Genomic DNA, 25837 nt, shown 5'->3' with positions numbered 1-25837 from the left:
CCGTTATTCGTCGTCTTTTCAACCCCGCTCGGCCAGCGGCGGCTTAGCCGCCGCCTTCAGCTGAACAGCGCCGGATTTCCCAGCACGAGCCGCACGAGAATCGCCGCATACTCGCAATATTTATAAGCGCCCGTCGGCTGCACGTCCCATGTCTGCATCGGCTGATAGCGCTCGTACCAGAACCAATCATGCCGTTCGCCCATCCGGCACACGAGACGGACGGAGTCGACCAGCCGTTCCGTATCGTTCATTCGCAAGCAGGAGAGCGCCTCCAAATACCAAACCCGCCCCATGGCGGAAACGTCGTGCAGCGGCCCCATGTTCCTGCCTTCGAAGGGAAGGCGTTCGTGCAGCTCCCATTCGCGGAATAAATAGTGCATCGCAATCGTCTGGCTCGGCATGTCGCCGCGCCACAATCGTTCCTCGGCTTTCATTAGCGGCCATACGACGGCAGCCTGCTCTTCGGTCGCGATCCCGAACGCGATCGCCGCCCAGTTGACGTCCGTCAGCCCGTGAAAATCCACCAAGCCGTGCTCGGGATGGATATATTCCGCGAAATGGTCCCCCTGCCAGAACAGCTCCTGAAAAGCCTGCTCCAGTACAGCAGCCTCCCGTTCCCAGTGCTCCGCGCGCGCCGGATTGCCCGCGGCCCGGTAGAGACGGGCCAGCATTCGGAAAGCGTGGATCGCATAACACTGCGTAACGCCGTCCCACTCGTAGCGCGAGTGCAATTCGACGTAGAAACCCGCGCCGTCGATCAGCCCGTTCTCGGATTTCCGAGAACGGACGTAGGCCGCCGCGTTGTCCAAGGAATCCAGCTTCCCGCTCAGCCAACGCAGGTCGCCGGTCTGCCGGACGATCTCTTCCGCCAGCAGCAGGTAGCTGACCGGCGCTAGCACGCCGAGCGGATTGGTCGGCACCCAGTGCTTGAACAGCCGAACCCATCGCCGTTCGTTCGCGCCGGCTTCCCGCGATTGTCCTGCCTCGTCGGGCGCAGGGTAAACGAAGACATCCGCCGGATAATTCACGCCGCGCATATGCGTGGATAAGTCCAGGTCCGGGCGATCGGGGAACACCGCGAACGGAATATGCCCGTCGGAACGCTGAGAAGCCTCGACGAACGCGAAGAAGTCGAGCACGCTTCGCGTCTTGCCCAGGCTTAAGTAAGCTCCCGCGATCTCCCAGGCATCCAAGCCGGGAAAGACCGATTCCGTGCCGAAATGCGTGCCGTCCGCATCCACGATAAAATGGCCGCGAAACGCTTCTTCCCGCAGCGCGGGGAGCAGCGTCTTGCCGATCGCTTCCTCCACGCCCCGCCTGATCAGGGGATCTTCGATCCGGGACGTCAATGCTTGAATATCCATGACAGTCATCTCCAGTTCCCTCGCAGTGCATGCCAGTACGCACCGAACGATGATTAACTCCAAGTATCACTTCACCGCGGAAGGACCATTTCCTGTCTCTTCCAGCCTTTTTCTCAGCTTCCCGGGTCTTTTTTTTTATGCCTCATTCCTAGGCGCACCCGTATAACAAAACAGCCGTCCCGCTCCCGAAGGGAGTCGAACGGCTGTCTCTGTCAAGCGGTTGAAGCTCGGGTCGCATCGATCTAAGATAAGGATCAAGGCCTCCGGATCGAACGGCGAATACTGGTCTCGAGCGGCGAATAATCGCTCTCGTCCGCGCGGTTCAGATTCATTCGCCTGACCAGCGGCGTGGCGCGGTTGCACATGAAGCGCGGCACGCCGGAATGGTTCTGCGACGCGCAGTGGTACAGGAAAGGATGACAGAGCAGGACGTCGCCTGCCGCCGACGGCGTCTCGACCACCCGGAGCCGGAATCCGTTCGCGTCCGTATGCGTCCGCTCCATGAAGGTTTCGATGCGGCCGCTCGTTCCGGACTCGGCCACAGCGGCCGCGTCGTTCGCATAGATATCGGCCGCCGCGGCATCTCCCTCCTTCGTGTTCGTCAGCTCCCTCAGCCAAGGATGGGACCGGTTGGCGATCTGAATCGCTTCGTGCAGCAGCGGTCCGTCGTCGTGCTCGGCGAGCACGTTCGCGACGATACGGTGGGAGCCTTCGGCCACCAAGGTGCTCCCGCTCTGCTTGCCGATGTCCGAGAATACGCAGAGCAGCAGCAAGCCCTGCTCGGGACTGTCCATGTAATGCGGGCGGCTCATCCCGTCCCAGTGCCAGCCCTGCGCCGGTACGTCCCAGGGCCGGTCGGCGCCGGCAGCGAAGTTGATCGGCCACCATCCCCACTGCGTCTTGTCCCCTGCTTGTCCATAGACGGAACGTTCCTTCCACCGTCCTGCGCCGACCAGATCCTCGATCGCGTCGGCCAGCCTCGAGGTGTTGCAGACTTGGAACTCATCGCCGTCGAACTGCTCCTTGATGTGCACCATCGGCCGGTTCCATGTGGAACGGTCAGCCTTCTTGATTCCCTGCTTCTCGACCTGGGTCCAGAGAAAGTCCTGCGCCGCCAGCGCCGACTTGCGCGGGAACGCTTCCTCCAGATGAACATACCCGAGCTCGATGAATTGCTCGACTTGCGATTGGGTCAACACCTTCGCATTCATCTTCTCACACCCTATCTCACGCGCGAATTTCGTTCCCCTTCACTATAGAACGGAATTCCGGCGCGCACTATGACCAATTAGGACGCAATTGACGCTTTTGTGACCTCTTCCTCGCCATTCGCCGAACTATCGAATGACGCCGGTATTCTTCAGATGAACGTGAAACTCGGGTTTGATGATGACGCCCCGGTAGGCCTCGTTCCAGTCGAGCTTGCGCCACAGCCCGGAGTGGTGCGCCCGCAATCGCCTTCCGATGCCGAACGCGTCGCAGTTGGCCCGGAGCATCGCGCCTGCGACCTTCTTCCCGTGCGCATCGAACCAGGCGTCGATTGCCTTCTCCAGCCGAGCGCGATCGACGGACGCGTTGAGATGGCTGGGGTAGCTGTTCAGGGATCCATACAGGTCGGCTTTAATGACGCATTCGATCGTATTCGTCTTCGGATTAACGGTCACCTTCATAGACCTCTTCAGCCTGCTCCCTGCAAAGGTAATCGTTTGCTCCTGAACGGGGATGCCCAGGTTGACAAGCCTGCCGATCCTGCCGCTCAGAAGCATGAGAATCTTGGCGTCTTCGCGGAAGAGCGAGATGCCGGAGTACTTGTCCCCGTCGAACAAAGCGATGCCGTCGACGATTAACGTCTTGCGGTCTACGATCCGAATAAGCGGCAGCAGCGCATCGTCGCCCGGATCGGAGATTTGATTCCATATCGAGTACACCGTCTGCTTCGGAACGCTCGTGGACAGCGCCGCTCCCTCCACGATCTGTTTGATGCCGAACGCGATCGGGTTATGGTCGATTTGCTTGGATGCCAGAACGTCCGCGGCCGTTCCCTCGCTGACCAGCACCTTCGCTTTCAGGTAGCCTTTGGGCGAACGGAATATAGGCTCGAGCGGAGCCGCGATGCCCTGCTTGGCAAGCTTCTCCCCGATGATGATGACATGGGTCTTGCTCGCCTCGATCGTGCCCGGGAGCATGCTGTCGATCTTCATTCCGATGGTGGACGTAGAGTCGCCGGCGGCTTTCATGAATTCGTCCTTCACGTCGAATTGCCCGCCGCCTTTATTTTCCAGAACGACCGTACGCACCGATCCCAGCATGCCCTGGCCTTCCGCGGCATCCAGGCTGAATCCGTTGATCAGCTTCTTATTGGTGACGTATTGGGTGTCCCAGCAGCCGGTCAGAACCGCCGACAAGCCCATGATCGTCAAGGCCAGACCCGCGAATCGCTTCATCATGCCGCCCCCGCCTTCTCCTTATTCCGTACCAGCAAGGAAGCCAGCCACAGTATCGCCGGCACCGCCGTAATCATTAGAAAGTACCCGTACTCCAGCCATTGGCTGAAGGATTTCATTTGTTCGATCGTGGACAAGCACCATCCGGTCGCGAACACAAGCACGCCGCTGAGCGCCACCAGCTTGCGATAGGCGGGCCGTCTTGCGGTCAAGCTTCGGCCGGCCAGGCTGAGATAAGAAACGATGGTCGCCGTCATCGGAATGATCCAGATCGTCAAGAAGATCAGGTCGATGCGGTCGATCAGCCGATACGCGAGTCCCTTCAGGATGAACAAGACGGGTTCGTTGATTTGCTCCAGGGCGACCGGACTGAAGCCGATCAGGCAAAGGAAAACGAAGTACGTATAAAACAACGTCACGAAGGCGTTGGCCAATGACATGACGCGCAGCATGCCCGCGCGATTGCCTTCGACCTGCGCATAAAAATAAAGCGTTACCTCGAAGCCGAGCATGGCGAAGAACGTCCGCTCGCTCCCCTGGAGCACCGGCATCGTGCCCGACCGGCCGACCGGCAGCAGGTTGGACAGATGCACGGGATTCATGAAGTTCATCACGCTGATGAGCAGCAGCACGGCGAACAAGATGGAAGCAAGCACGAAAAATCTGGCGATGACGTCCAAGCGATCCACGGCCAAATAGACGCTCGTCCCCACGATAAGCAGGAACAGGACCCAGCCGGGCGTTAAGGGAAGCATCCAGAGCTGAATCAGCTGGACGTACAGCGTGCTGGCATAAGACGCGATCAGGATGAAAAAGACATAGTACGCGACGTTCACGGCTTTCCCGGCGTAGGGTCCGAGAATGCGCTCGGTAATTTGACCCATGCTTTGATTGGGAAATTGACGAAGCAGCAGCCAATACGCGAACAGCACGATTTGAATGACCATCCCGGCGGCAAGAACCGATATCCACGAATCCCGCTTGGCCAGATGGTGAATATCCGAAGGCAGGGACAATAACCCGATGCCGATCTGCGTCTTAATGATCAAGAAAAACAGTTGGGGCTTGCTGACCTTCGGCGCGTTCACCGTCGCTTCCACCTCCCGAAAACCGCCTGCTTCACGAGACTGCCTTCTCTCGTCCGTTCCGTCTTATTGAACGTCCAGAGCGGAACCCGGAGTAAAACATCCTTGAAGCTGTTTTTGCCCTGGTAAGGGCCGAACGGCGTGAAATAGGGCACGCCGAGCGTTTGTATTTTGCACAAATGGATGAAGATCAGCATCAGCATGATCGCGATGCCGAAGAAACCGAACATGGCGGCCGCGGCCATCATCGGAAACCCGAGTATTCGGAGGCTCGTCCCGAATTCGTTGATCGGGGTAACGAACGAAGCGATCGCCGTCAAGCCGATCACGACGATCATCGTATGGGAGACCAATTGCGCCTCGACCACGGCCGTGCCGATGACCAGGCCGCCTACGATGCCGATCGTCTGGGATATCGGGTTCGGCAGCCGGATCGCGGCTTCCTTCAGCAGCTCCAGGATGATTTGCATCAGAATCGCCTCGAGAATCGGCGTCAACGGCACGTAAGTCAACGATACCTTGACGGAATACAGAATCCCGATCGGAAGCACTTCCGAATGGTAGGTCACGATCGCGATATAGATCGCGGGCAGGCAAATCGCCAATATAAAGCTGATCAGACGGATGAACCGGAAGAACGATCCGGTCAGCCACCGGCTGTTGTAATCGTCCGGGGATTGATAGAAGGAGAAGAACGTAATCGGAAGAATCAGCACGCTCGGGCTTCCGTCCACGATAAGCGCGATCTTGCCCTCCATCAGGTAGGAAACGACCCGGTCGGGCCTCTCGGTCTGCAGCGTTTGCGGAAAAGGCGACATCGGATGCTCCTCGAGCATCTCGTCGAGATTGCCGGCGGAGTACAAATAATCGAGCTCGAGCTCGCCCAGTCTCTTCTCGCATTCCGCCACGATCGCGGGGTTCGCCAGTCGATCCATATAGATCATGGCGGTTCTCGTATTCGTCACGGTGCCGAACGTCATGTAATTCACTTTGAAATTCGGATGCTTGATGCGGTTGCGCAGCAAATAAATGTTCGTGCTCAAGTCTTCGATAAATCCGTCATGAGGTCCCTTGACGACCTGCTCGGCTCTCGGCTCTTCGATCGAACGGTTATGCGCCTGCGGAACTCGGACCATGATCGCGGCCTCGTCCTCCGCCGTAATGATCGCGCAGCATCCCTCCAGAAGCAATTGGCCGACCCGGACAAGCTCCGGCGATTTGTTGACCGCGAAAGCGACCAGGTTCTGCTCGACGTTCCCGGAGACGGATTCCTTCAACGGCTGCATGATGTTGGACTGTACGGACTCCGGCTTAACGAGAACATCCACGTATAAGATCGCGCAGGATTGATCCCGGAAGGAAAGCTTCTGAATCTTGAGATCCTCCGAATGCGAGAGATACGCGGCGATCTGAACGATCTTTTGCCCCAGCGTGCCGGATAGGCGCGCCTTCTGGACGTTATTCATTGCTGTCACCACCGTCGGTCGTTATTCATTGCCGTTAGTGTTCACCACGACGGCTGTAATTATTTCCAACTATGGCGGAACGAAGAAAAGAGCCATGCCGGCGGCATAGCTCTCGTTATGGATCCCTATACGATTCTCGTGCTTCTAGCTCACCCATTTGACGCCATGCTCCTTAAGCGCGCCTTCCCAGCCGGTCGGCGGTCCGTCGTTGGAGACGATGTAGTGCACGTCGGATAAGTCCGCTATCTTGGCCACGGTCCGCTTGCCGATCTTGGAAGCATCCGCCACGACGACCACGGTCTCGGAGCAGCGGATCAGCTTGCGCGTGAACAGCGCTCTCTCGTAATCGTAGCCCGTGATTCCGTGTTCCGCCGAGACTCCGTCCACGGACACGAACGATTTGTTGACGTAGAAGTCCTCCATCATCTTCTCGGCGATCGGCCCGGACACGCGCAGATGCTTCGTATTGATCTCACCGCCGATAAAGATGATCCGTCCGTCGAAGGAGCCCCGCTTCTGATAATCGACCAGCAGCGTCAACGTCGGGATGGAACAGACGAGTATCGTCAGATTCCGCTTGCCGTCCAGGTGATGCAGAATCTGCATCGCGGTACTGCCTTCGTCGATGACCAGCACGTCGTCGTCCTCGATCAATTTGGCCGCCAGCGCGCCGATGACGCGTTTCTCGTCGGCATGAATGACTTCCCTCTCGTAGTAGGCCGGCTCGATCTCCGATTTGAGCTTGACCGCCCCGCCGTATACTTTCTTGAGTTTGTTGTCCTTTTCCAGCTCGTCCAAGTCCCGCCGTATCGTTTCCGTGCTGACTTCGAACTGCTGCGAAAGCGCGATGACATTGACTTTGCCGTTCTCGTTCAGCAGCGCCATAATGCTTCTTTTTCGTTCTTCGCCCGCCAGGGACATGGAAGTTCTCCCCTTTATCTATTTGAGCCCATTATAGCAAAGATCGAATCGTTAATCATAGTCGCCGCCGGTCGCTTAGCGGTATTGCATCAGGTTAAGCCCGTTGTCCGTCATATCGAAGAGATGGAATTTATCCGCCCGGACTCGCAGGTGGACCGTATCGCCGCTCTGCACGTCCGTCTCGTTATCCGTCAACAGGCGAATCATGCTCTCGAGCTTCTTGTTCGGATCGGTCACCTTCACCAGCTTGCCGCTGCCAAGATGCTCTACCAGATCGACCCTCATCGGAATGGCCTCCGGATCGTCGGCGCCCGTCAGCGTCATATCATGCGGACGAAGGCCAAGCTTGACGGGCTTGCCGATATGCGCGGCGTCCAGCTGACGCTCCCTCGGGATGCGATACTGAAAGCCGCTCGTCGCGATCGTCTGCTCGCCGCCGCTCATGACGATCGTCCCCGGAACGAGGTTCATCGGCGGATTTCCGAGGAAGCTGGCCACGAAGAGATTCACCGGCTGGCCGAACAGTTCGTTCGGCGGCGCATACTGCTGAATCCTGCCGTCGTTCAGAATCGCGACGCGGTCGGATATCGCCAGCGCCTCCTCCTGGTCATGCGTGACGATGATCGTCGTAACGCCGAGGTCGCGCTGGATTTTGCGAATCTCGTCGCGCACGTCGAGCTTCAGCCGCGCGTCCAGATTGGACATCGGCTCGTCCAGGAGCAGAATTTCCGGGCTCTTCGCGAGCGCCCTCGCCATCGCTACCCGCTGCTGCTGGCCGCCGGAGAGCTGTGCCGGCTTGCGGTCCAGCAGATGATCGATCTGCACGATCTTGCTGATCTCCCGCGCTCGCTCGTAAGCTTCCGGCTTTCGCATCTTGCGCTCCCGCAGCGGGAACGCGATATTATCCCGTACGGTCAGATGCGGATAGAGCGCGTACGATTGGAACACCATGCCGATGTTGCGGTCCTTGGGCTCGACGTGGTTGACCATGCGTTCGCCGAAGTAGATCTCGCCGGAGGTCGGCTTCAGCAGCCCCGCCAGCATCATCAGCGTCGTCGTCTTGCCGCAGCCGGAAGGACCGAGCAGCGCGACGAACTCGCCTTTGCGGATCTCCAGGTTCAAGCCGTCCACCGCCCGGCCGCTCTCTTTCTTGCCATCGTAGGCTTTGACGATATTCTTGAGCGTGATCATGATTGCTTCGCTCCTCCCATGTTGACTTTCATGAACATTTTCTGCGTGAAAATATAGAAGACGACGACCGGAAGCGTGTAGAACAGGCCGATGGCGGTAATCAGGCCGTAATTGACGATTTGGTTCTCCTTCGTCACGAGCTTCGACAGATAGCCGGCCAGGGTCATCATGTCGTCGTTGAAGATCAGAAGCTTGAACAAGAACCATTCCCCGTAAGCCCCGAGGAACGAGAACACCGATATCGCGCCGATGCCGGAGAAGACGTACGGAACGAGCACCTTCTTGAAAGCGCCGAACCTGGTCGTGCCGTCCACCATGGCCGCCCATTCGATATCCCAAGGGACTTCGTCGAAGAAGCCTTTCATGATATACACCCGGCCCGGCAGCGATCCCGTAATCGCCACGAGGATGACGCCGAGGTACGTGTTGACGAGATTCATCTGCACCAGGATGAAGAAGGTCGCGATAATAAGCGTAATGCCCGGGAAAGACCGCATCAGGAACAGGAATTTCATCGCCGCGCGCTTTCCCTTGAAGTCCAGCCTGGAGAAAGCATACGCCGTCGGCACGGACACCCCGACCTCGATCGCGACGATCAGCAGCGAATACAGGATCGTATTGAGCACGATCGGCCAGATGAGCGGGAGCTCCACGCCGTCATATTCCACAGGCTTGATCAGAAAGTCGAAGTTCCGCATCGAGACTTCATGGGTCGTGAAATTCATCGTCGCCGCAAGGAAATACCAGACGATCATGGCGATGATCGGCAGCGTAAACAGCGTCATATACGTGTGCACGAGCGCTTTCTTGAGCGTGCTTGTCGACATAAGCCCACCTCCGTTTGCGAGCAGATTAATCTTCGATCCGCGATGGCTTGATCAGCTGGTCGAAATCGAACAACCGGATCAAGAGCAGCGTCAGGATGAAGGAAATGAATACGACGATGAGCGACACGGCCGCCCCGTAGCCGTAATACTTGAGGTTGAACGCCTGCTGGAACGCGTACAGCGACAGCGTCGTCGTATCCCGCATCGGACCGCCCTGTGTCAGCAGCATGATGAAGAAGTAGGACGAGACGAAGCCGATCAGATCGGATATCGTGATGTACATCAAGGGCCACTTCAGCGTGGGCAGGATAATCTTCATGATGACCGATTTCTCGCTTGCCCCGTCGACGCGAGCGGCCTTGTACAAGTCCTCCGGGATGGAATTGATCGCCGCGGAGAGCAGGATCATGCCGCCGGATACGGTGGAGACGATCGTGGCCAGGATGACGATCGCCATCGCGCCTCGCGTGAACCAGGACACCGGCTCGGAGATGATCCCCATCCGGTGGAGCAGATCGTTCACCAGGCCGCCTTCGGTCGGGTCGAACAGAAACTTCCAGAACGTGACGTAGACGACGGACGGAATGATGCTCGGAATCAGCCACAGCACTCTGTACAGGACCGCCGACACTTTGCCTTTGAGAAAATATTGGGTGGCGATCGATATAATGAGCGCGAACAGCAGCGAGATCGCCAAGGATAGAATCGCGAACACGGCCGTATGGCTCAGGATTTCCGGAAGGTTATAGTCCGCGAAGATGCGCTTGAAATTCGCAAGGCCGATATAATGGGGCTTCATGGACGCGTTCAAATCCGTAAAAGACATGGCGATCGTCGCGATTGCGGGCAGGATGAAGAAGACGAACACGAGCAGCGAGAACGGAAGAATGAACAAATAAGGATAGATGACATTGCGGAGCGGTTTCTTGTACGGCGCGCTTGCGGCCTGTAGGCGGTTCAAGCCCGCGGTTTCCACGGTATTCATCGGCGTTATGCACCTGCTTCCTCGGTATGGAAATGGAAATGGAAAGGCGCCCTAACCGTGATTAGAGCGCCGGGTTGTAAGATGGCGTTATTCTTCGATCGTGACGCGGTCCGCGGGCACGTTTTGCTTGACTTCCTTCTTGAAGATGCCGTACGCGTCGTCGGCGGATTTGCCTTTCGTCAAGATGGCGTCGATGCCTAGGGTGAAGCCTTTCATGAACGTCGCGTAGTCCGGGAGAGCCGGGCGCGTCTTGGTGAAACCGACCAGGTAGGCATGCTCCTTATAGAAGGACATCGCCTTGAAACGCGGGTCCTCCTGCGCTTCCGGCGTTACCGGCAGCTTGCCGCTTGCGATCGTGTGATTGACCTGCAGGTCCGGATCCAGCACATGCTCGATCAAGCGCTGCACGTACGGCATTTTGGCGTCGTCGACTTTCGATCCCACGAAGATCATGGCAGGGTTGCTGTACGATACCGGCTTGCCGCCCTTCTCGGCCGACGGAACCGGGATCCATACCACGTTGTCGTTAAACCACGCGTTATAACCCTCGATATCGTCCTTCATGCCGTTTGCTTCGCGCATCATTTGGTAGAATTCCGTCCGGGCGAACTCGGCGAAAATCTGGCCCTTCACGAACATCGGAGCCGCTTTGTCGGTATCGACGTCGCCGATGCCTTCGGCGATGACGCCGCGTTTCTTCGCATCGGCCCAGAACGCGTACACGTCCTTCGCCTTGCCGGACAAGATCAGCTTATTCGCGCTTGCGTCGTAGTTGTAGCTGCCGAAGGCATAGTTCCAGCCCTCGAACCGCGTATCCTCCACCGCGAAGCCGGTCTTCACGAGGTTTTTCTTCTTCGCTTGGTCGGCCAGGTCGACCAGGTCCCCGAAGGTGAATTCGCCGCTGTCGACCTTCGAGCGCAGGCCGTCGATCCGATCCTTCGTCCAGCCGATGCCTTCGAGCGCTTTGCGGCTGATGAATACGGGCGATGCATCCATGTCTTGAATGACGCCGTAATAATGGCCGTCATAGTTCATGATATCGGTATAGGAAGCCGGAACGTTCTTGAATACGCTGGAATCCTTGACCCAGTCGATGTCCCGGATCAAGCCGGCGTCGCGTTCCCAGCCGATGTCGACGCTGGAGTTGATGAAGACGTCCGCCACTTTGCCTGCTTGCGCCTGCAGGACCAGCTCGTCATCGTCGATGCCCGGCCACCAGTCCAGCTTGACTTGCACGTGATCCGCCTTCAGGTCTTCGTTCAACCGTTTCTCGGCTTCCAGAAAATTGTCTTTGCGCGCGCCCCAGGTGTTCTCGCGAACGGAGATCGTGACCACTTTGTTCGATGCATCGCTGCCCGTTCTATTCGCGCTGCCCGCTGCGGCATCGTTATCGTCCTTCGACCCGCATCCCGCAAGAAACCCTACTCCCATCACTACCGTTAAAGCAACACCCGCAAGCTTCTTCACCGCTGTATTTCCTCCTTAAAGTCCTGTGGTTTCGTATTGTTCCTTACAGGCTTAGTTTAAGAGTCGCGTGTTAACAGACGGTTAAACCCACGTTAATTATTTGTTTTATTGTTGTTTTATTAGTTATCTTGTTGTTTTATTTACAGAAGATGTCGATTATGGCATCTTCAATGGTATCCATGGCCCATTCCAGCTCTTCTTGGGACGCGATTAGCGGAGGCACCAGCGTCAGGACGTTGCCGCTTGCCACCTTGAAGCTCAGCCCTCTCTCCATGCAGAGATACAGCACCTTCTCCGCCTCTTCCACCGCTTTCTCCTTCGTAACGCGATCCGTCACCAGTTCGATGGCGGCCAGCATTCCCTTAACGCGGATATCGCCGATCGCTTCATGCCGTTCCTTCATCGCGGTCAAGCGGCGCTCCATGACGCCTTCCATGCGGACGGCGTGCTCCAGCAGCCCGTTCCGCTCGATGTATTCGATCGTCGCGAGCGCCGCGGCGCAGCCGACCGAGCTCTTCTCGTGCGTGTAATGACCCAGCGAAATATCCTGCGCGATGTCCAAGCCTTCCCGCGCGATAATGCCGGCAATCGGAAATACACCGCCGCCGAAGCCTTTGCCGATAACCACGATATCCGGCACGATATCGTAATGCTCATGCACGAACATCGTGCCCGTTCGGCCGAAGGCCGTCGGAATCTCGTCCAGGATCAGCAGCACGCCATGTCGGTCGCACAGCTCCCGCAGCCGCTTGAAGTACGCCTTGGGCGGAATCTGCACATCCGTGCTGCGAATCGGCTCCATGATGATCGCGCCGACGTCTCCCTCGCGCTCGAGCATGTAAGCCAGGTAATCCAAGCTTCTCATGCCGTCGGCATCGCCAATGAAGCACCGATACGAATTGTAGGGCATCATATGCTCCGTGCCCGGAAGGAGCGGACCGATGCCATTGCGGAAGACGCCTTCCCCGCCTACCGAGATCGCGTCCAGCCCCGCCCCGTGAAACGAATCCCACGTCGAGATCGTCTTGAACCTGCCCGTCGCCCTGCGCGCCAGCTTCAGCGCCATTCCGATCGCGCTCGTGCCGCCGGGGGTGAACAGCACTTTGTTCAGATCGCCGGGCGCCAATTCCGCCAGCTTCTTGGCCAGCCGGATCGCGATCGGATTCGTGAAGCGGCGCGGCAGGAACGGCATCTCGTCCAGCTGCGCTTTCATCGCGTCGATCACGTACTTGTTCTTGTACCCGACCTGATGCACGCTGTTTCCATGGAAATCCATATATTTGCGGCCATCCATGTCTTCCAGATAGATGCCTTCCGCATTCGTGATGACATTCAAGCACGGCGTGGACATCGACTGGTGAACGAAGTAGCGGCTGTCTTCCTCAAGAACGTCCAGCGCCGCCTCGCTCAGGTTGGCGTCCTGCCAGCGCCGCCGCTCGGGGGATAGATTAATGTCCCCCTCCGTTCTCATGAAGGCTTTCAATTCCACCGGGACGTCCCCCTTTCGCCAGGCTGCGGTCGATCGCCTCGATGACTGCCGGCAGCTCGGAGATGACCTCGATCACGGCATGCGCGCCGCTCTCCAGGAAGGACTGCTTCGCCTGCGCGATTCGCGCCGCGAGCTCCGCCGGGTCCATATCGTCCGCTTCCCGTTCGGTCAGCCCCAGCATCGAGCTGCCCCTGACGACGCCGACCGCCCATACGCCGGCGTTTCTCGCTTCCTGCATATCGGAAGCCGTATCCCCGATTTTCACGACCTCTTGAGGCAGCCCCATGTTCAAATGAATCATATTGACGAAGATCATATACGGCAGCGGCCTGCCCTTGCCCCCGACCGCATCCGGCGTCAGCCAGTAGTCGGGCGCATAGCCGTTCTCTTCGGCTACCTTTGCCACGATGCTCATCATCGCGTCGTTGTAGCCAGTCGTTGCGCCGATCGCGTACCCTCCTCTGCGGAGCCGGTCCATCGTTTCCCGAACGGCGGGAAGCGGATCCGCGAAGCGATGGAGAATCGAGAGCAGCTTCGGTTCGAACCGATCATGCAGCCGATCGACGTCGCCGTCGTCATGCGGTCTGCCGTGCGCCGCCCGGAACGCTTCTCCGATGCGCGGCAAGTCCAGCATCGTCTTGATATGATCCCATTTGAGATAGCCCATCGGAGCCCGCACTTCCTCCATCGTCGGCTCGATGCCGATTTCCCGGAAGATCTCCAGGAACACGTGCACGGGCGCCATGCAGCCATAATCGACCGCCGTTCCTGCCCAATCCATAATAATGCCGTTGATTTTCGTCATCCTATATCGCCCCGATCGTAAAATTCATTTGATCCTCGTTGCTCCAAATTTCGAGCCTGATTATTCGCCCGCCGGTTCGAGCGGTATCGGAAATCGGCACCGGCAATACCCGATCACGCCTTCTGCACGCTACCATCCCGATCTGCCAGGTGGTCGCTGCGATCGGCTTTATCGCGTCTCCTCCGGCATCCTAGATCAGGTCATCCGGATAAACAGGATTGGACCAGGCGACGTTCCCCTCGAAGTCGACGCATTCCACGCGAATGTAACGCTCCTGCCCGTCGATGCGGAAGGCGCCGCCCTGAATCGGGGAAGCATCCCGGTTGTACAGCGTGCGGCCGTTGAACGGATGCGTAATGAATTTGATGAATTTCACCGGCGAGCACGCTACGATCAGCATGCCGTCCTCCACGCGCAAGCCGCGGATCTCGGGTCCGTTCGACGAATAATAGCGCCCGGCCTTCAGCGCCTCGACGACGGATTCCTGCTGCAGCCGATCCGCTTCCACGGACACCCATCCGCCGAAGAATTCCGAGATGGCCGAATCGAACGGCCCGCCGTGCGCGTCGTCGGCGGCGATGCCGTTCACTTTGCGGCCCTCGCCGAGCAGGTAATCCCAGTGGCGCACGCCGCAGCCCGCCGCTTCGTCCAATTCGGACTGGTGATTATAGATTTCGACGGCCGCGTACCCTTGCAGCCGCAGCAGATCCTCCGGTTTGTTGCGCGACCAGGTCGGATGATTCATGATGACCAGATTGCCCCGCGCCTTCATCTCGTCGATCAAGGCTTGGATGGTCTCCAGGCCCTCATAGTCCGGCTTGGCATGCTCTTCGTCATGCTCGAACTCGCTCGTCGACCCGAGACTTCGATCGAGCAGGCCGTGGATATGATACTGCTGGCCGGTCTTTCTCCAGCTCATCTCGCAGGCCATTTCGTACCCGTCCAGCAGGATGAATCGTTCGTCGTCGAACGCGTCGGATTTCCAGTAAATCTCGTGGTCGCTCAAGCACATAAAGTCGTAGCCGTTGTCCTTGTATGCCCGAATGACGATCTCCGGCGCGTATTGCCCGTCGCTTCTCGTCGAATGCGCGTGGATATTGCCTCTGTACTTGCGCTTGCCGGCATCCAGATACGTGATGTTCTTCATTGTCCTGCGCTCCTTTATTCCAACAAATCGGCGATGAATACCGGGTTCGTCCATGCGACCTTGCCTTCGAAATCAATGCATTCCACGCGAATGTAAGCCATGTCCTCCTCGATCTCCATCGAAGCTTCGGTCAGCGGCTTGCCGGACTCGAAGTTGCCGAAGAACGGGCCGCGCTGCGGGAACGCCTTGAACATAATGAACTTGCATGGCGAGCATCGGATCTTCAGTTCCCCGTCCTCGACTCGCAAATCATGAATTTCCGGCCCGGAGCTGGAGTAGAACCGGCCTTCCTTCAAGCTGCGAATAACGCCAGCCTGCGTGAGCGACTCCGCTTGCGCTCGGATCCAGCCCCCGCCGAATTCCGGAATGGCCCATCCTTCCTCGTGAACATGCGAATCGTCTGCCGCGATGCCGAATATGCGTTTGCCGTTCTGCAGGGCATGATCCCAGTAAGCCGCGCCATAGGAGCTTGCGGTGGACCATTCCGTCGCGTGATTGTAAATTTCCACGGCGAAGAAACGATCGTATTTCACCATGTCTTCGAACCGGGTCAAATGCCATTCCGGATGATTGAATACGACGAGGTTGCCGTGGGCGCGCAGCTCGTCGATCAAGAGCTGCGGCGAATGGTCTCCGACCCAGGGCACCGGCGTCGGAAATTTCTCCAAATGGCCGTATCGCGCAAGCTCCGGCTCGACCGTCGGATCGTCCAGCGCCCCGAAATGATAACCCGGATTTTTATCGGCGACGGGATTCAGCTCGCCGCGCTCCGTTCCCGGGAGCGTAATGAAATGCTCGGTGTCGAAGTCTTCCGTACGCGTATAAATATCATGGTCGCTCAATGAAATGAAATGATAGCCCTTCGCTTTGAACGCCTCGACCACTTCTTCCGCTGGCTGCGCGCCGTCCGACCATGTCGTATGCAGATGCAGATTACCTTTGTACATCGCTTTGCCCGCATCGAGATAAATGACGTTCTTCATCTACAACCTCCGTTTGGAATGTAATTGTAATTAGTTGTTATGATGTTGTTTGTACCTAGCATACAATGGCGATTTTCACATTACAACCGTTTGCGGCAGATTTAACGATACATTAACATTCAAGATCCATGCCTGTGACAGATGACTGCAAACACGGCTTAGATGATGGACTCCAGTAAGAAAACACTAGATTCCCCCTGCATTTCCCATGTAAAATTCATCGTTGGAACAGGTTCCATTAACAACCTGCTATTATAGCACAGCTATAATTGATATTTAGTAAAAACAACAACAAACCAAATTACAAAAAAAGAGTAATTACTCGATAAACGTTAGCGAACGATATTAATAAACAGCAGGAAAAGGTTCGTATTGCCGCACCTCAATTGGAGCAAAACACCGCAAAGAAGAGGCCCGCAGCAGCGGGCCTCTTCCAATCACAAACTATTGCGCGCACATTACCATGCTTGCCCGCTATCATTCCCCCGGCGCTGGCGCCCGTATGCGAATCGTCCGGAATTCCTTCGGACCGAGCGGCCCCGGATTCACGACCGAGTGATTCTCCGCGCTTTCCACGGCAAGCGGCGCTTGAGGCGTCTCGGCGAGATCGCACGCACTCGCTCCGGCGACCGGGAAATTCGCGACCAGCTTGACGTTCGCCGGCCGGCCCGCCGTCTCTGCCACCCGAATGACCCACTCGCCAGGCGTACCGTCCGCCGCCTGCTTGAACGCGGTGACAATGACGGAATCGGAATCCTTCCCGCCCGTTCCCGCATCGATGATTCGCATTGCGCCGCCGTCCGCGGGAGACTCTTCGTTCGCGGCAGCCGTCACGGCCCACAGCGGTTGATTAAACTCCCAAGCGCGTTGGACGGTACCCGCCTCGCGCCAATCGCCTTCATGCGGATAGATGGCATAGGCGAAACGATGATGGTCGCCCTGGTCGCCTAGATTATCCGGCTCGTAAGAGCTGCGCACGAGCGTCATGCCCATCTCGTTGCCGTGGATGGAGTGTCCGTGCTTCCCGTCGTTCAGGAGCGACAGCCCATAGCCCGCCTCCGAAACGTCGATCCATTGATGCGCCGGCACTTCCCGTCCGTCGGGATGCCGTTCGACGGAGCCGAAAGGCACGTCGAACATATGCGTCGTCGGCTGCAGCTTCGGCGCGAACAGCACGCGCAGCATCGGTGCCGGCGCGGCCTCGCTGCCGAGCTCGCCCCAATTCACGCGCGTACGGAATTCGATGCGGTCTATTCCTCGGTAAATCCGGATTTCCTGCTCCAATTCGGAATGTTCGAAGCGATGCGCGATCCGAACCGACTGCATGACCGGCCCTTGCTCCCCGAGCGTAAGCTTTGCCCCGGACACGAGCCGCTTCGAAGCCGAGATCGTGCCGAGCTTCCAAGCGGACATCCAGTGGGGCTCTTCGTACTGGAGCTCCAGCAAGTTAAGCAGTCCCTTGGTCTGATTCGCCTCGACGCCGGGATCTGGCGGCGTGTACGACAGCTCGCGGCCGACGGCGCGGTCGAGCAAGCTTACGATCGTGCCGGATTCCCGATCGATCTCCGCGGAGAACCGCTCGCCGGCCAGCACGGGATTGCCTGCTTTCGAGATCGCGATACACCCCTCGTGAGCGGCGGGGGAGCCCGTCGCGGCATCCGCGGCAATCCAGTGGTACGTCTTCGTTCCGAGCGCCGGCACCTCTCGCGCGACGAACACGATCGCATCCTCGGTGCGCTGAACGATCGACTCCGAACCGTCGGATCCGGCGAGCCGATCGCCCGTCCGCCAGCCGGCGAGCGCCGGATAGTCCGCGAACGGCAGCTCGACGACGTCCGTGCGCGTCCACGACAGCGCGTTCCAGAGCGTTACCGCTTCCGCATCCGATTCCGTATCCGGCTGCGCTGCCAACTGGCGGCCTGTCGCTTCCGCCGCCGCCCGATCCGCTTCCTCCAGCGCCGCACGGGCAGCCGGAATCGCTTCATCGTACGCCTCGCGAATGGAACAGCCGCACAAAATATCGTGAAACTGATTAAAGCATTGTCTCCGCCATGCTTCCTGCAATCGGGATGCCGTCTCGACCCTGGCGCTTCCCCTCAGTTCGGCGATCGAGGCGAACGTCTCCGCGCGAACGAGCGCATGCTCCGTCTCCCGGTTCGCTTTCTTGATATCTCCGTGGCTGGAGTAGCAGCCTTCGAAAACCGGATTCAATTCGCCGCGGATGACCGGCAAATTCGCGCCGGATGCTTCCACGTCCTTGAAGAATTCGACCGTAGGGGCAAAAACGATGTCCGGCAACAGCTGCGATTCGCGCATTCGCATCGCTCGCCGCACGTCGCTGCGCGTGACGCCGCCGCCGTGATCGCCGATGCCGTAGACATGCAAGTTGCAGGTTAAACCATATTCTTCAGCCATGCGAATCGAATCCGGAATGATCAGCGACGGATACACGCGCCCGAAGTAAACCTTCGGATCGTTGAACGTCAAAACGCGGGAACCGTCCGGTCCTTCCCACCAATAGATCGGCACGTCCCGTAGCGGCCGCGTGTGATAATAATATCGGATGCCCGCTTGCGCCAGCACCTGCGGCATCGTCGCCGGATGGCCGAACGTGTCCGGCTCCCAGCAGACCTGCGGGTCGGCCCCGAGCTCCCCGCGCGAATAGGTGATGCCTTCCAAGAACTGGCGGGCGAGCGTCTCGTAGCCGGCCATGTTCAGATCGCCTTCGACCCACGTGGCCGAGGTGACCTCCCAACGGCCGTCGCGGATCCAGCCCTTGACGCGCTCGAACAGCTCCGGCTCGTTGTGCTGAGCGATGCGATACGTCACCGCCTGGCTGTGCGAGAAGCATACATCCGGGTATTCGGCCATGATGCCGTCCATCGACTCGAAATCCCGGCGCACGAGATCGTCCGTCTCCGCCTGCGGCCATAACCAGTTCAAGTCGATATGGGCATGGCCCGCCAAGTAGACGCGATAGCGCTTGGCCGCGTCCGCGAACGGCGCGAGCGACGTCCGCAGCCGGGCGACTTCCTCATCGAAGGCCACCCAGTCCCGGCGCTCCAGCGTCGCCGCGTCGAAAGCCGCTGCCGCGCCAGCCAGAGCCGGTCTCAGAGAGGCAACCACATCGCCGCGGCCAGCCAGATAAACCGTGAAAGCCATCTCTTCCGCCAGCAGGTCGAGCTCGAACAACCGATCGTCCAGCGCGGCGACCGACAAGTCGGCGATGAAGAACAGGCCGAACCCATCGCCTTGGCGCGTCTGCAAGACGATGTCGAAGGTCTGGGCATCCGCCAAGGATGGCGTCAGCTCCACAGGCACAACCTGCGTGTCCGCCCAATAGTCCGACTCGTACGCAAGTTTTCCGTCCACGTATACCTTGCCGCCCGTCGGCGCCCATAATTCGACGGTCGCCCTCGATCCCCGCAAGTCGACGCCGAGCATGTTCGTCTCCAGCCGAAGCCGGTAATGGAGCGTCATGGAGCAGTCCCTCGGCGACCAATTATACGGCACGGCCGCATCCTCCCATGACTTCGACAATTCGGGAGCGGCGGCCGCCTCGACCGGATCGCCCGTCGCTTTCCATGTCACCAGCCGCAGCGCCGCCCGGATCTCGTCCCGGCGCAAGGCGATTCGGCTGACGAGCGCGTCGGCGGCCGACCGCCATTGCGCGGCAGCCGTTTGAGTGTCGTTCGCTTTCGTCGTCATCTCCGCACTGCTCCTTTCGCTCCCCATCCTATGCGGAGACCTCGATATCATAGTGTTTCGCTAAGCCGTCCACTCGCACGATGATCGTGCGGCCGCCGAAAGCCCGTTCGAACGACGCGTCGGCACCGTTAACGCGAACGGCGACCGCCTCGGCCGGAACGTCCACCGGCACCGGCAATTCGACGGCGGCACCTGTCCCGAGACCCCCCAGCTTCGCGGTTACGCGAACGGGCCCGTACTCGGCTTCCGCGACGCACGCTCCGCCAAAGGCATGAATGCCCTTCACCTTCAAGCTTAAGCCCCGGTATGCTTCCGGCAGGCGCGCGAACACACCGACCTGCCCGCCCCACAGGGAATCGGTCACGAAGAAGCTCAGCAAATTCGAAATATAATTGCCGTGCGCGGTAATATACGGCGGCAGCGCTACCGTCTCTTGCCGAGGACCGACCTCGCTGAACAGCCCCGGTCCGAACGTATAGTTCAGTCCCTGTGCGAACGTCGCATGCGCTTTCTCCACCTCGCCGAGACGCAGATCCGACGAGGATTGCATAAAATTGCCCCATGGCTGGAAATCGCCTTGTTTCTCCATGTACAGATCGGGGAAGTTGAAGCGCTCCCTCGTACGGCGAAGCCTCTCCAGGTCCACGAACGGCGACGCTTCCGTCGGATACAGCAGGAACGGCGTCCACGACGCATAATGTTGTTCGTCGATCGGCATGTTCCGCGCGTGCAGGTACATCCCGTCTTCATGTTCCAGATGATAACCGTCCACGATCGGCCTAAGCCGCGCGGCGATCTCTTCGCCCGTACCGAGCAGCTCGGCGTATTCGATCGTCTTCTTGAACACCGAGAGGAACCATGCGCATGTATAGGTCTGGTTGATCTCGACGGCGACGTCCTCGACGACGTCGTTGCTGACCGGCATCGCGACGATCCACCGGCCGTCCTCCTCTTCCCGGAACATGTTGTCCGCCGCGAACGCGCTGATGCGCGCGAGAATCGGGAAGACGACCCTCTCGAGCTGCGCGAGGTCGCGTCCGTACTCGAATACTTTGATCGCGGTCATGGCATGCGCGCTGATGACGAGCGGCGCGAAGTCGCGCTCTTCCGGAATCGTCGAATGCCCGTCGTGCTGCATCATCCACGGGAATGGCTTGCCCTCCGGCTTCATCGTCCGGTGCAGGAAATCCAGGAACGTGTCCACGTCCGCCCGATCTCCCGCCCGCAGGAGACCGTCGGAGACAAAGTGCGAATCCCAGAAGACGGACGCCTTCCAGCACCAAGGCTGATAGAACGGCGTACCGATCGTGATGCCCTTGGAGAAATCCATGCCCATGCGAATCAGATAGTACGAATGATGCAGCAAATACGCTTCCTTGTCCGAGATGCCACTCACTTCCGCCATGGAAGCGAAATACGACGACCAGCTCGCGCGGTGGCGTTCCCGAACGGCCTCCAGCTCGCTTGCCGGCGTGCGCTCTCCGAGACCGACCACGGCGCGCAGCGTCTGCGCGTCATGCCCCACGCTCGTCTTCCACTCGATGCCGAATCTGCCGGCCGCGAATTGCGGACGAAGGCCGAGATCGTTGTCGAGCGTGTATTCGACTCGGTAGTGATCGCGGCTGCCTTGGAATTCCAGCGCCAGCGCGTCGTCTCCGGCCGCGAAGCTCGCGTAGAGCGGCGCGCCTTGGCGGGTTTGCGGCGTGACCCGCAAGCGGAACGAGACGGCGAGATCCCGCTCCAGCGGCTTCGCCATGTAACGGCGGCCTTGCAGCTCGACTTCGACGACGGGGCTCTTCGTGCCGTACGGCACCCAGACCGCGATCCGGAGCCGCAGCCGGTTGTGGAACATCATCGTGGTTACGACCTTCGCTTCGTCCAGCAGAAGCTCCCGTTCCCACAGCACGGCTTTCTCCGCCAGGTTCGCCGACGTAATGAGGTCGCCATCCAGCTCCATCTCCCAATCCATGTAGCCGAGCGGCAGCGCGCAGTCTTCGAAAAGTTGGTCGCCGATCATGCCGTGATGAATGATATAGAGATCTCCCGCCCGCTCGGCGGAGCCGTACGCCGCCTGCACCCGATGGTTCAAACCTTGCAGCCCCGATGCATCGAGACCGACGGCGCAGATGCCGGATCCGGCGTACGCGGGGAAGATGCGCTCCGGCAAGGACGTGGCTTCTTCGCCGGCGCGCCAAGGCGACAGCTGCGTAACGCATGAGTCTTTGAACATATGAATCTCTCCTCTGACTGGCTGCGGCTTCCTACCCTTTCAGGGAACCGATCATGGCGCCTTTGATGAAATATTTTTGAACGAACGGATAGAGAAGAATGATAGGCAGGATGACCGCGACGACGAGCGCGTAATTCAGCGACTGCAGGTTGATCGCGCCGGCCGCGCTCGTCTCGCCGAGCACGACGGAGACGGACAGCTGGCCCTTGGCCACGCCCACCATCATATTGCGAAGCAGCAGCTGAATCGGATACTTGTCTTTGTCGATCAGGAAGATCGCGGCCGGAAACCAGGAGTTCCAATACCCTACGGCATAGAACAGCGACAGCGTGGCCGTGATCGGTTTGGCCAATGGCAGGAATACCCGCGTGAAGATGTTGGCGTCGCCCGCGCCGTCGATATAACTGGCCTCTTCCAGGTCGAGCGGGATCCCTTTGAAGAACGCGAGCGCGATGAACATGTAGAACGTGTTCATGAGACCGGGCACGATCAGCGCCCACATGGAATCGTACATATGAAGCATCTTGACCAGGATAAACATGGGAATGGTACCGCCGGAGACGAACATCGTCACGACGATGAACATGACGATGCTCCCCTTGCCGTACAACCACGGTTTAGACAGCGGATAGGCGCACAGCATTGTCATCGCGATGCTAAGCACCGTGCCGATCGTCGTGTACAGGATCGAATTGAAGTAAGCCCGATAGATTTGCGGCAGCCTGAAAATATAATGATAGACGTCGAAATTCAGCCCTTTGGGATACACCGTGATGTTCATCCCGTGGATCTCGTCGGACGCGCTCAGCGACACCGCCAGGATATACAGGAATGGATAGAGCATCGCGGCGGAAATCAACAGGACGAGGACGCGCACGATCCAGTCGAACGCTTCCGCGCGAACGCGGGGCGAATCGGACGTTGTTCTTACTCTTACCATAGACTCGTCTCCCCGAATTTGCGCGCGATACGATTCGACGCGAAGATAATAGCCAAGCTGATGATGCTGAAGATGACGGTCGCGGCGGTCGTGTAGTCGAACTCGCTGTTCAGAATGCCGTGCCGGTAGATGTACGTGCCCACGACGTCGGACGTGCTGTACGTGATCGGCTGCTGCAGCAGGAGCACCATCTCGAAATTGGTGGCTACGATGCTCGGCAGCGAGATCAGCAGCAGGATCGTGATCGTCGGCGCGATGCCCGGCAGCGTCACGTGCCGGATTTGCCGCAGACGGCTGGCGCCGTCGACTTTCGCCGCGTCGTATAGCTGCGTATCGATGCTGCTCATTGCCGCCAAGTAGATAATCGACGTCCAGCCCGTGCCGACCCATAGATTAATGAGCACATAGAGCGGCCGGAACCATCCGGGCTCGATGATGAAATAGATCTCATGCAGCCCGATCAGCTTCAGGAATCCGTTCACGACGCCCGTGGACGGCGACAGCATGATCATCGCGATATTGACGATCGCCACCACCGACACGAAATACGGCAAGTACGAGATCGTCTGGACCGCCTTCTTGAACAGGCCGTCCCGCAGCTCGTTGAACAGCAGCGCCAGCAGGATGGGCGCGGGGAATCCGAAGACGAACGTCACGGTGCCCAGGATGATCGTATTGCGGAAGACCGCCCAGAAGCCGGCGTCCGTCAGCGCTCGTTTGAAATGATCGAATCCCGTCCAGTCGCTGTGGAACACGCCCTTGTACAAGCTGAAATCCTGGAAGGCGATCAGAACGCCCACCATGGGCAGATACGCGAACACGACGTACCAGAGAACCGGCGCGAGCAGCAGGAGGTACAGGAACCGGCTGCGCTTGATTTTCTTCCACGCGGCGCTTCTTCCCCGTCCGCGCCCGCCCGAGGCGAGAGTGAGTTCGACGTCAGTCGTCGAAGCCATGGCTTTGCTCCTTCCGTTCGCGGCTTGGAACGCGAATGCCTACGGAGCCGGCGGCCCCGCAGGCGTTCGTCCATGCCGCGTTTCGTAATGCATGCGGCCGCGCTTCGGGAGCGCGGCCGCATGCGTGCCATCATGCGTTTCGTTCATTTCCGGCGCCAAGCGCCTACTCATCCTTATTGGAAGAACTTCTTGTATACCTCGTTGTAGATCGCGACTTCTTCTTCGGCGCCTTTGCCGTTCAGGTCGGAGATAAAGCCGTCCCAGTCGTCCATGCTTTTCTTGCCCACGATGAACTGGTCGATCGTTTGGTTCCAATAATCGGTCAGCGTCGTCTGAATCTCGGATAGCCGTTTGCTTTGCTCCGTATCGAACGGCAGAATCGGCTGCTGAAGGTACTTATCCTTGTTGGCTTCGGCCGTCAGCACGTTCAGCTTGTAGTCGGCGTACGGCGTTCCCGCTTTGGTCGTCGTCTCGTTGTCGACTTGGAAACCGCCCATGATGGACCACGGCAAATATTTGTCCTTGACCGCCGCGTCGCCGCTGTACATGCCCTCGTTCGTGTAATACTTCTTGCCGTCCTTCTCTCCGGTGACTTCCGGATTCCAATAGAGATGATCGTAGAATTCATCGGAATACATGTAGTTCAGCATCTGCAGCACGCGGTCGAGTTTGTCGCCCTTCAGGCTGCCGCTGAGCACCGTGCCGCGGTCGCCGACATGCGAGCCGGTGTAGCCCAGAATTTGCGCATTGCCGCCGAAGGTCGGCATCGGGAGCGGAACCAGCACGCCGCCCGGGTTCAGGTCGCCGATGCCGGAGAGGCCGCCGACGTAATCGTCGATCATGAAGACCTTCTTGTCTTTGATCTTCGCTTGCAGCGCGTTCATGTCCATGGTCAAATATTCGTTATCGAGCAGCTTCTCCTTATACAGCTTGGCGAGGAACGCAATGGAGTCTTTGAAACCCGGCGCCGTCGGCCCGTAGTACCATTCCTTCTTGTCGGGATCGAACGCGACCACCTGATCATTGAAGGCCGGCTGCCCGCTCTTGCCGGACGTGAAGCTCTGCTCGAAGAATTGGCGGAAATTCTGGCCGAGTTCCTTGCCGCGGCCGCCAAGCGGCGTGCTGTCCGGATACTTCGCCTTCAGCTTCTTCAACGCGTCGTAGATGTCGTCCCAGTTCTTCGGTTCCGGCGACCCTACGGCCTCGAATTCGGCCTTCACGTAGCTGAAATCGAAGATCGGCACGTTCTGTACGTTATATAGTCCGGCAAGCGCCAGAGCTTCTCGTCGGGCGAGAACGCGTTGTATTTGCCGTTCGGATCCGCGTCGAGCTTCTTCTTCAGCTCCGGCAATCGATCCAGAAGCGGCGTAATCTCGAGGAACGCGCCTTCCGGACCGTACTTGTTGGCCTCGTCCTTCATCACCCAGGTCATTAGGTCCGGAATGGCTTGGGACGCGATCGCGAGCTTCTTCTTCTCGTCGTACTGGTCGCCTGGAGGCGCTTCCACGAATTCGATGTCGACGTTGAACTTCTGCTTGATCTCCTGCATGATGAGGCTGTCGCCGACCGGTGCCTTCTGCTGCGTTGGAATCATCCATTTCAAGCTGATCTTCTCCGCGTTGGCCGGCGCATTGTCAGCTGCCGCGTTGTTCGCATTCGCATTGCCGTTCGAGCCGTTGTCTTTGGAAGCATCCGCTGCGCCGGCCTTATTGCCGTCGTTCGCATTGTTGTTACAGGCCCCCAAGAGCAAAGTCGAGGCCGTCATTACGGCTAGCAGCCCTTTCGCATACTTAGTCATAAAAATCCCCCTTGTAATAATGCACTAGTAA

20 protein-coding genes are annotated in these 25837 nt (G+C 58.7%); all 20 read right to left on the bottom strand.

Translation table 11 applies throughout. The features are described from left to right. Positions 1-56 precede the first annotated feature (56 nt). Positions 57-1364: an alpha-L-rhamnosidase-related protein gene (locus GT003_RS00205; RefSeq protein WP_161693187.1), complete on the bottom strand. Its 1308-nt coding sequence runs from the start codon at positions 1362-1364 to the stop codon at positions 57-59. Positions 1365-1618: 254 nt separating this feature from the next. Then, positions 1619-2575, bottom strand: coding sequence for a phytanoyl-CoA dioxygenase family protein (locus GT003_RS00200; RefSeq protein ID WP_161693185.1), 957 nt, complete (start codon positions 2573-2575; stop codon positions 1619-1621). Positions 2576-2701: 126 nt separating this feature from the next. Further along, positions 2702-3811 (bottom strand): Ger(x)C family spore germination protein, encoded by a 1110-nt coding sequence (locus GT003_RS00195; protein WP_161693183.1) that lies wholly within the window; start codon positions 3809-3811, stop codon positions 2702-2704. Next, positions 3808-4908, bottom strand: a complete 1101-nt coding sequence (locus GT003_RS00190) for a GerAB/ArcD/ProY family transporter (RefSeq protein ID WP_161693181.1) — start codon at positions 4906-4908, stop codon at positions 3808-3810. The genes GT003_RS00195 and GT003_RS00190 overlap by 4 nt, the downstream gene beginning before the upstream one ends. After that, the gene (locus GT003_RS00185; protein WP_161693179.1) at positions 4893-6359 is read right to left on the bottom strand and encodes a spore germination protein; all 1467 of its coding nucleotides are present in this window, start codon (positions 6357-6359) and stop codon (positions 4893-4895) included. Before GT003_RS00185 ends, GT003_RS00190 begins: the two co-directional genes overlap by 16 nt. 144 nt (positions 6360-6503) lie before the next feature. Further along, positions 6504-7280 (bottom strand): DeoR/GlpR family DNA-binding transcription regulator, encoded by a 777-nt coding sequence (locus tag GT003_RS00180; protein ID WP_161693177.1) that lies wholly within the window; start codon positions 7278-7280, stop codon positions 6504-6506. Between the two features lie 75 nt (positions 7281-7355). Next, the gene (locus GT003_RS00175) at positions 7356-8471 is read right to left on the bottom strand and encodes an ABC transporter ATP-binding protein (protein ID WP_161693175.1); all 1116 of its coding nucleotides are present in this window, start codon (positions 8469-8471) and stop codon (positions 7356-7358) included. After that, the gene (locus GT003_RS00170) at positions 8468-9298 is read right to left on the bottom strand and encodes a carbohydrate ABC transporter permease (RefSeq protein WP_161693173.1); all 831 of its coding nucleotides are present in this window, start codon (positions 9296-9298) and stop codon (positions 8468-8470) included. Before GT003_RS00170 ends, GT003_RS00175 begins: the two co-directional genes overlap by 4 nt. 25 nt (positions 9299-9323) lie before the next feature. Beyond that, positions 9324-10283, bottom strand: a complete 960-nt coding sequence (locus GT003_RS00165) for a carbohydrate ABC transporter permease (RefSeq protein ID WP_161693171.1) — start codon at positions 10281-10283, stop codon at positions 9324-9326. Between the two features lie 87 nt (positions 10284-10370). Further along, the gene (locus GT003_RS00160; RefSeq protein WP_161693169.1) at positions 10371-11750 is read right to left on the bottom strand and encodes an extracellular solute-binding protein; all 1380 of its coding nucleotides are present in this window, start codon (positions 11748-11750) and stop codon (positions 10371-10373) included. A gap of 136 nt (positions 11751-11886) precedes the next feature. Beyond that, positions 11887-13239, bottom strand: a complete 1353-nt coding sequence (locus tag GT003_RS00155) for an aspartate aminotransferase family protein (protein WP_338045870.1) — start codon at positions 13237-13239, stop codon at positions 11887-11889. Then, positions 13199-14044, bottom strand: a complete 846-nt coding sequence (gene phnX / locus GT003_RS00150; RefSeq protein ID WP_161693167.1) for a phosphonoacetaldehyde hydrolase — start codon at positions 14042-14044, stop codon at positions 13199-13201. The genes GT003_RS00155 and phnX overlap by 41 nt, the downstream gene beginning before the upstream one ends. A gap of 190 nt (positions 14045-14234) precedes the next feature. Next, positions 14235-15191 (bottom strand): CehA/McbA family metallohydrolase domain-containing protein, encoded by a 957-nt coding sequence (locus tag GT003_RS00145; protein ID WP_161693165.1) that lies wholly within the window; start codon positions 15189-15191, stop codon positions 14235-14237. A 14-nt stretch (positions 15192-15205) separates the two neighbouring features. Further along, positions 15206-16174, bottom strand: coding sequence for a CehA/McbA family metallohydrolase (locus GT003_RS00140; protein ID WP_161693163.1), 969 nt, complete (start codon positions 16172-16174; stop codon positions 15206-15208). A gap of 477 nt (positions 16175-16651) precedes the next feature. Beyond that, positions 16652-19882, bottom strand: coding sequence for an alpha-mannosidase (locus GT003_RS00135; RefSeq protein ID WP_161693161.1), 3231 nt, complete (start codon positions 19880-19882; stop codon positions 16652-16654). A 28-nt stretch (positions 19883-19910) separates the two neighbouring features. After that, complete coding sequence (locus GT003_RS00130) at positions 19911-22112, bottom strand: glycosyl hydrolase family 95 catalytic domain-containing protein (protein WP_161693159.1); 2202 nt, start codon at positions 22110-22112, stop codon at positions 19911-19913. 31 nt (positions 22113-22143) lie between these two features. Beyond that, positions 22144-23052, bottom strand: a complete 909-nt coding sequence (locus GT003_RS00125) for a carbohydrate ABC transporter permease (RefSeq protein ID WP_161693157.1) — start codon at positions 23050-23052, stop codon at positions 22144-22146. Further along, entirely contained in the window at positions 23046-24008 is a 963-nt protein-coding gene (locus GT003_RS00120) for an ABC transporter permease (RefSeq protein WP_161693155.1), read from the bottom strand. The genes GT003_RS00125 and GT003_RS00120 overlap by 7 nt, the downstream gene beginning before the upstream one ends. Before the next feature lie 173 nt (positions 24009-24181). Next, complete coding sequence (locus GT003_RS00115) at positions 24182-25252, bottom strand: extracellular solute-binding protein (RefSeq protein ID WP_161693153.1); 1071 nt, start codon at positions 25250-25252, stop codon at positions 24182-24184. Further along, positions 25225-25806 (bottom strand): type 2 periplasmic-binding domain-containing protein, encoded by a 582-nt coding sequence (locus GT003_RS00110; RefSeq protein WP_161693151.1) that lies wholly within the window; start codon positions 25804-25806, stop codon positions 25225-25227. The genes GT003_RS00115 and GT003_RS00110 overlap by 28 nt, the downstream gene beginning before the upstream one ends. Positions 25807-25837 lie beyond the last annotated feature (31 nt).

This window comes from Paenibacillus sacheonensis (genome assembly GCF_009909195.1).
GTDB lineage: Bacteria > Bacillota > Bacilli > Paenibacillales > Paenibacillaceae > Paenibacillus_Z > Paenibacillus_Z sacheonensis.
This window is presented reverse-complemented; position numbering and strand designations above follow the sequence as displayed.

Bases quoted from the DNA above. Each gene is read 5' to 3' on its own strand.
- GT003_RS00135 (WP_161693161.1), bottom strand. From the start codon at position 19,882: ATGACGACGAAAGCGAACGACACTCAAACGGCTGCCGCGCAATGGCGG.
- GT003_RS00110 (WP_161693151.1), bottom strand. From the start codon at position 25,806: ATGACTAAGTATGCGAAAGGGCTGCTAGCCGTAATGACGGCCTCGACT.
- GT003_RS00175 (WP_161693175.1), bottom strand. From the start codon at position 8,471: ATGATCACGCTCAAGAATATCGTCAAAGCCTACGATGGCAAGAAAGAG.
- GT003_RS00145 (WP_161693165.1), bottom strand. From the start codon at position 15,191: ATGAAGAACATCACGTATCTGGATGCCGGCAAGCGCAAGTACAGAGGC.
- GT003_RS00165 (WP_161693171.1), bottom strand. From the start codon at position 10,283: ATGAATACCGTGGAAACCGCGGGCTTGAACCGCCTACAGGCCGCAAGC.
- GT003_RS00205 (WP_161693187.1), bottom strand. From the start codon at position 1,364: ATGGATATTCAAGCATTGACGTCCCGGATCGAAGATCCCCTGATCAGG.
- GT003_RS00170 (WP_161693173.1), bottom strand. From the start codon at position 9,298: ATGTCGACAAGCACGCTCAAGAAAGCGCTCGTGCACACGTATATGACG.
- GT003_RS00120 (WP_161693155.1), bottom strand. From the start codon at position 24,008: ATGGCTTCGACGACTGACGTCGAACTCACTCTCGCCTCGGGCGGGCGC.
- phnX (WP_161693167.1), bottom strand. From the start codon at position 14,044: ATGACGAAAATCAACGGCATTATTATGGATTGGGCAGGAACGGCGGTC.
- GT003_RS00140 (WP_161693163.1), bottom strand. From the start codon at position 16,174: ATGAAGAACGTCATTTATCTCGATGCGGGCAAAGCGATGTACAAAGGT.
- GT003_RS00130 (WP_161693159.1), bottom strand. From the start codon at position 22,112: ATGTTCAAAGACTCATGCGTTACGCAGCTGTCGCCTTGGCGCGCCGGC.
- GT003_RS00195 (WP_161693183.1), bottom strand. From the start codon at position 3,811: ATGATGAAGCGATTCGCGGGTCTGGCCTTGACGATCATGGGCTTGTCG.
- GT003_RS00180 (WP_161693177.1), bottom strand. From the start codon at position 7,280: ATGTCCCTGGCGGGCGAAGAACGAAAAAGAAGCATTATGGCGCTGCTG.
- GT003_RS00200 (WP_161693185.1), bottom strand. From the start codon at position 2,575: ATGAATGCGAAGGTGTTGACCCAATCGCAAGTCGAGCAATTCATCGAG.
- GT003_RS00125 (WP_161693157.1), bottom strand. From the start codon at position 23,052: ATGGTAAGAGTAAGAACAACGTCCGATTCGCCCCGCGTTCGCGCGGAA.
- GT003_RS00185 (WP_161693179.1), bottom strand. From the start codon at position 6,359: ATGAATAACGTCCAGAAGGCGCGCCTATCCGGCACGCTGGGGCAAAAG.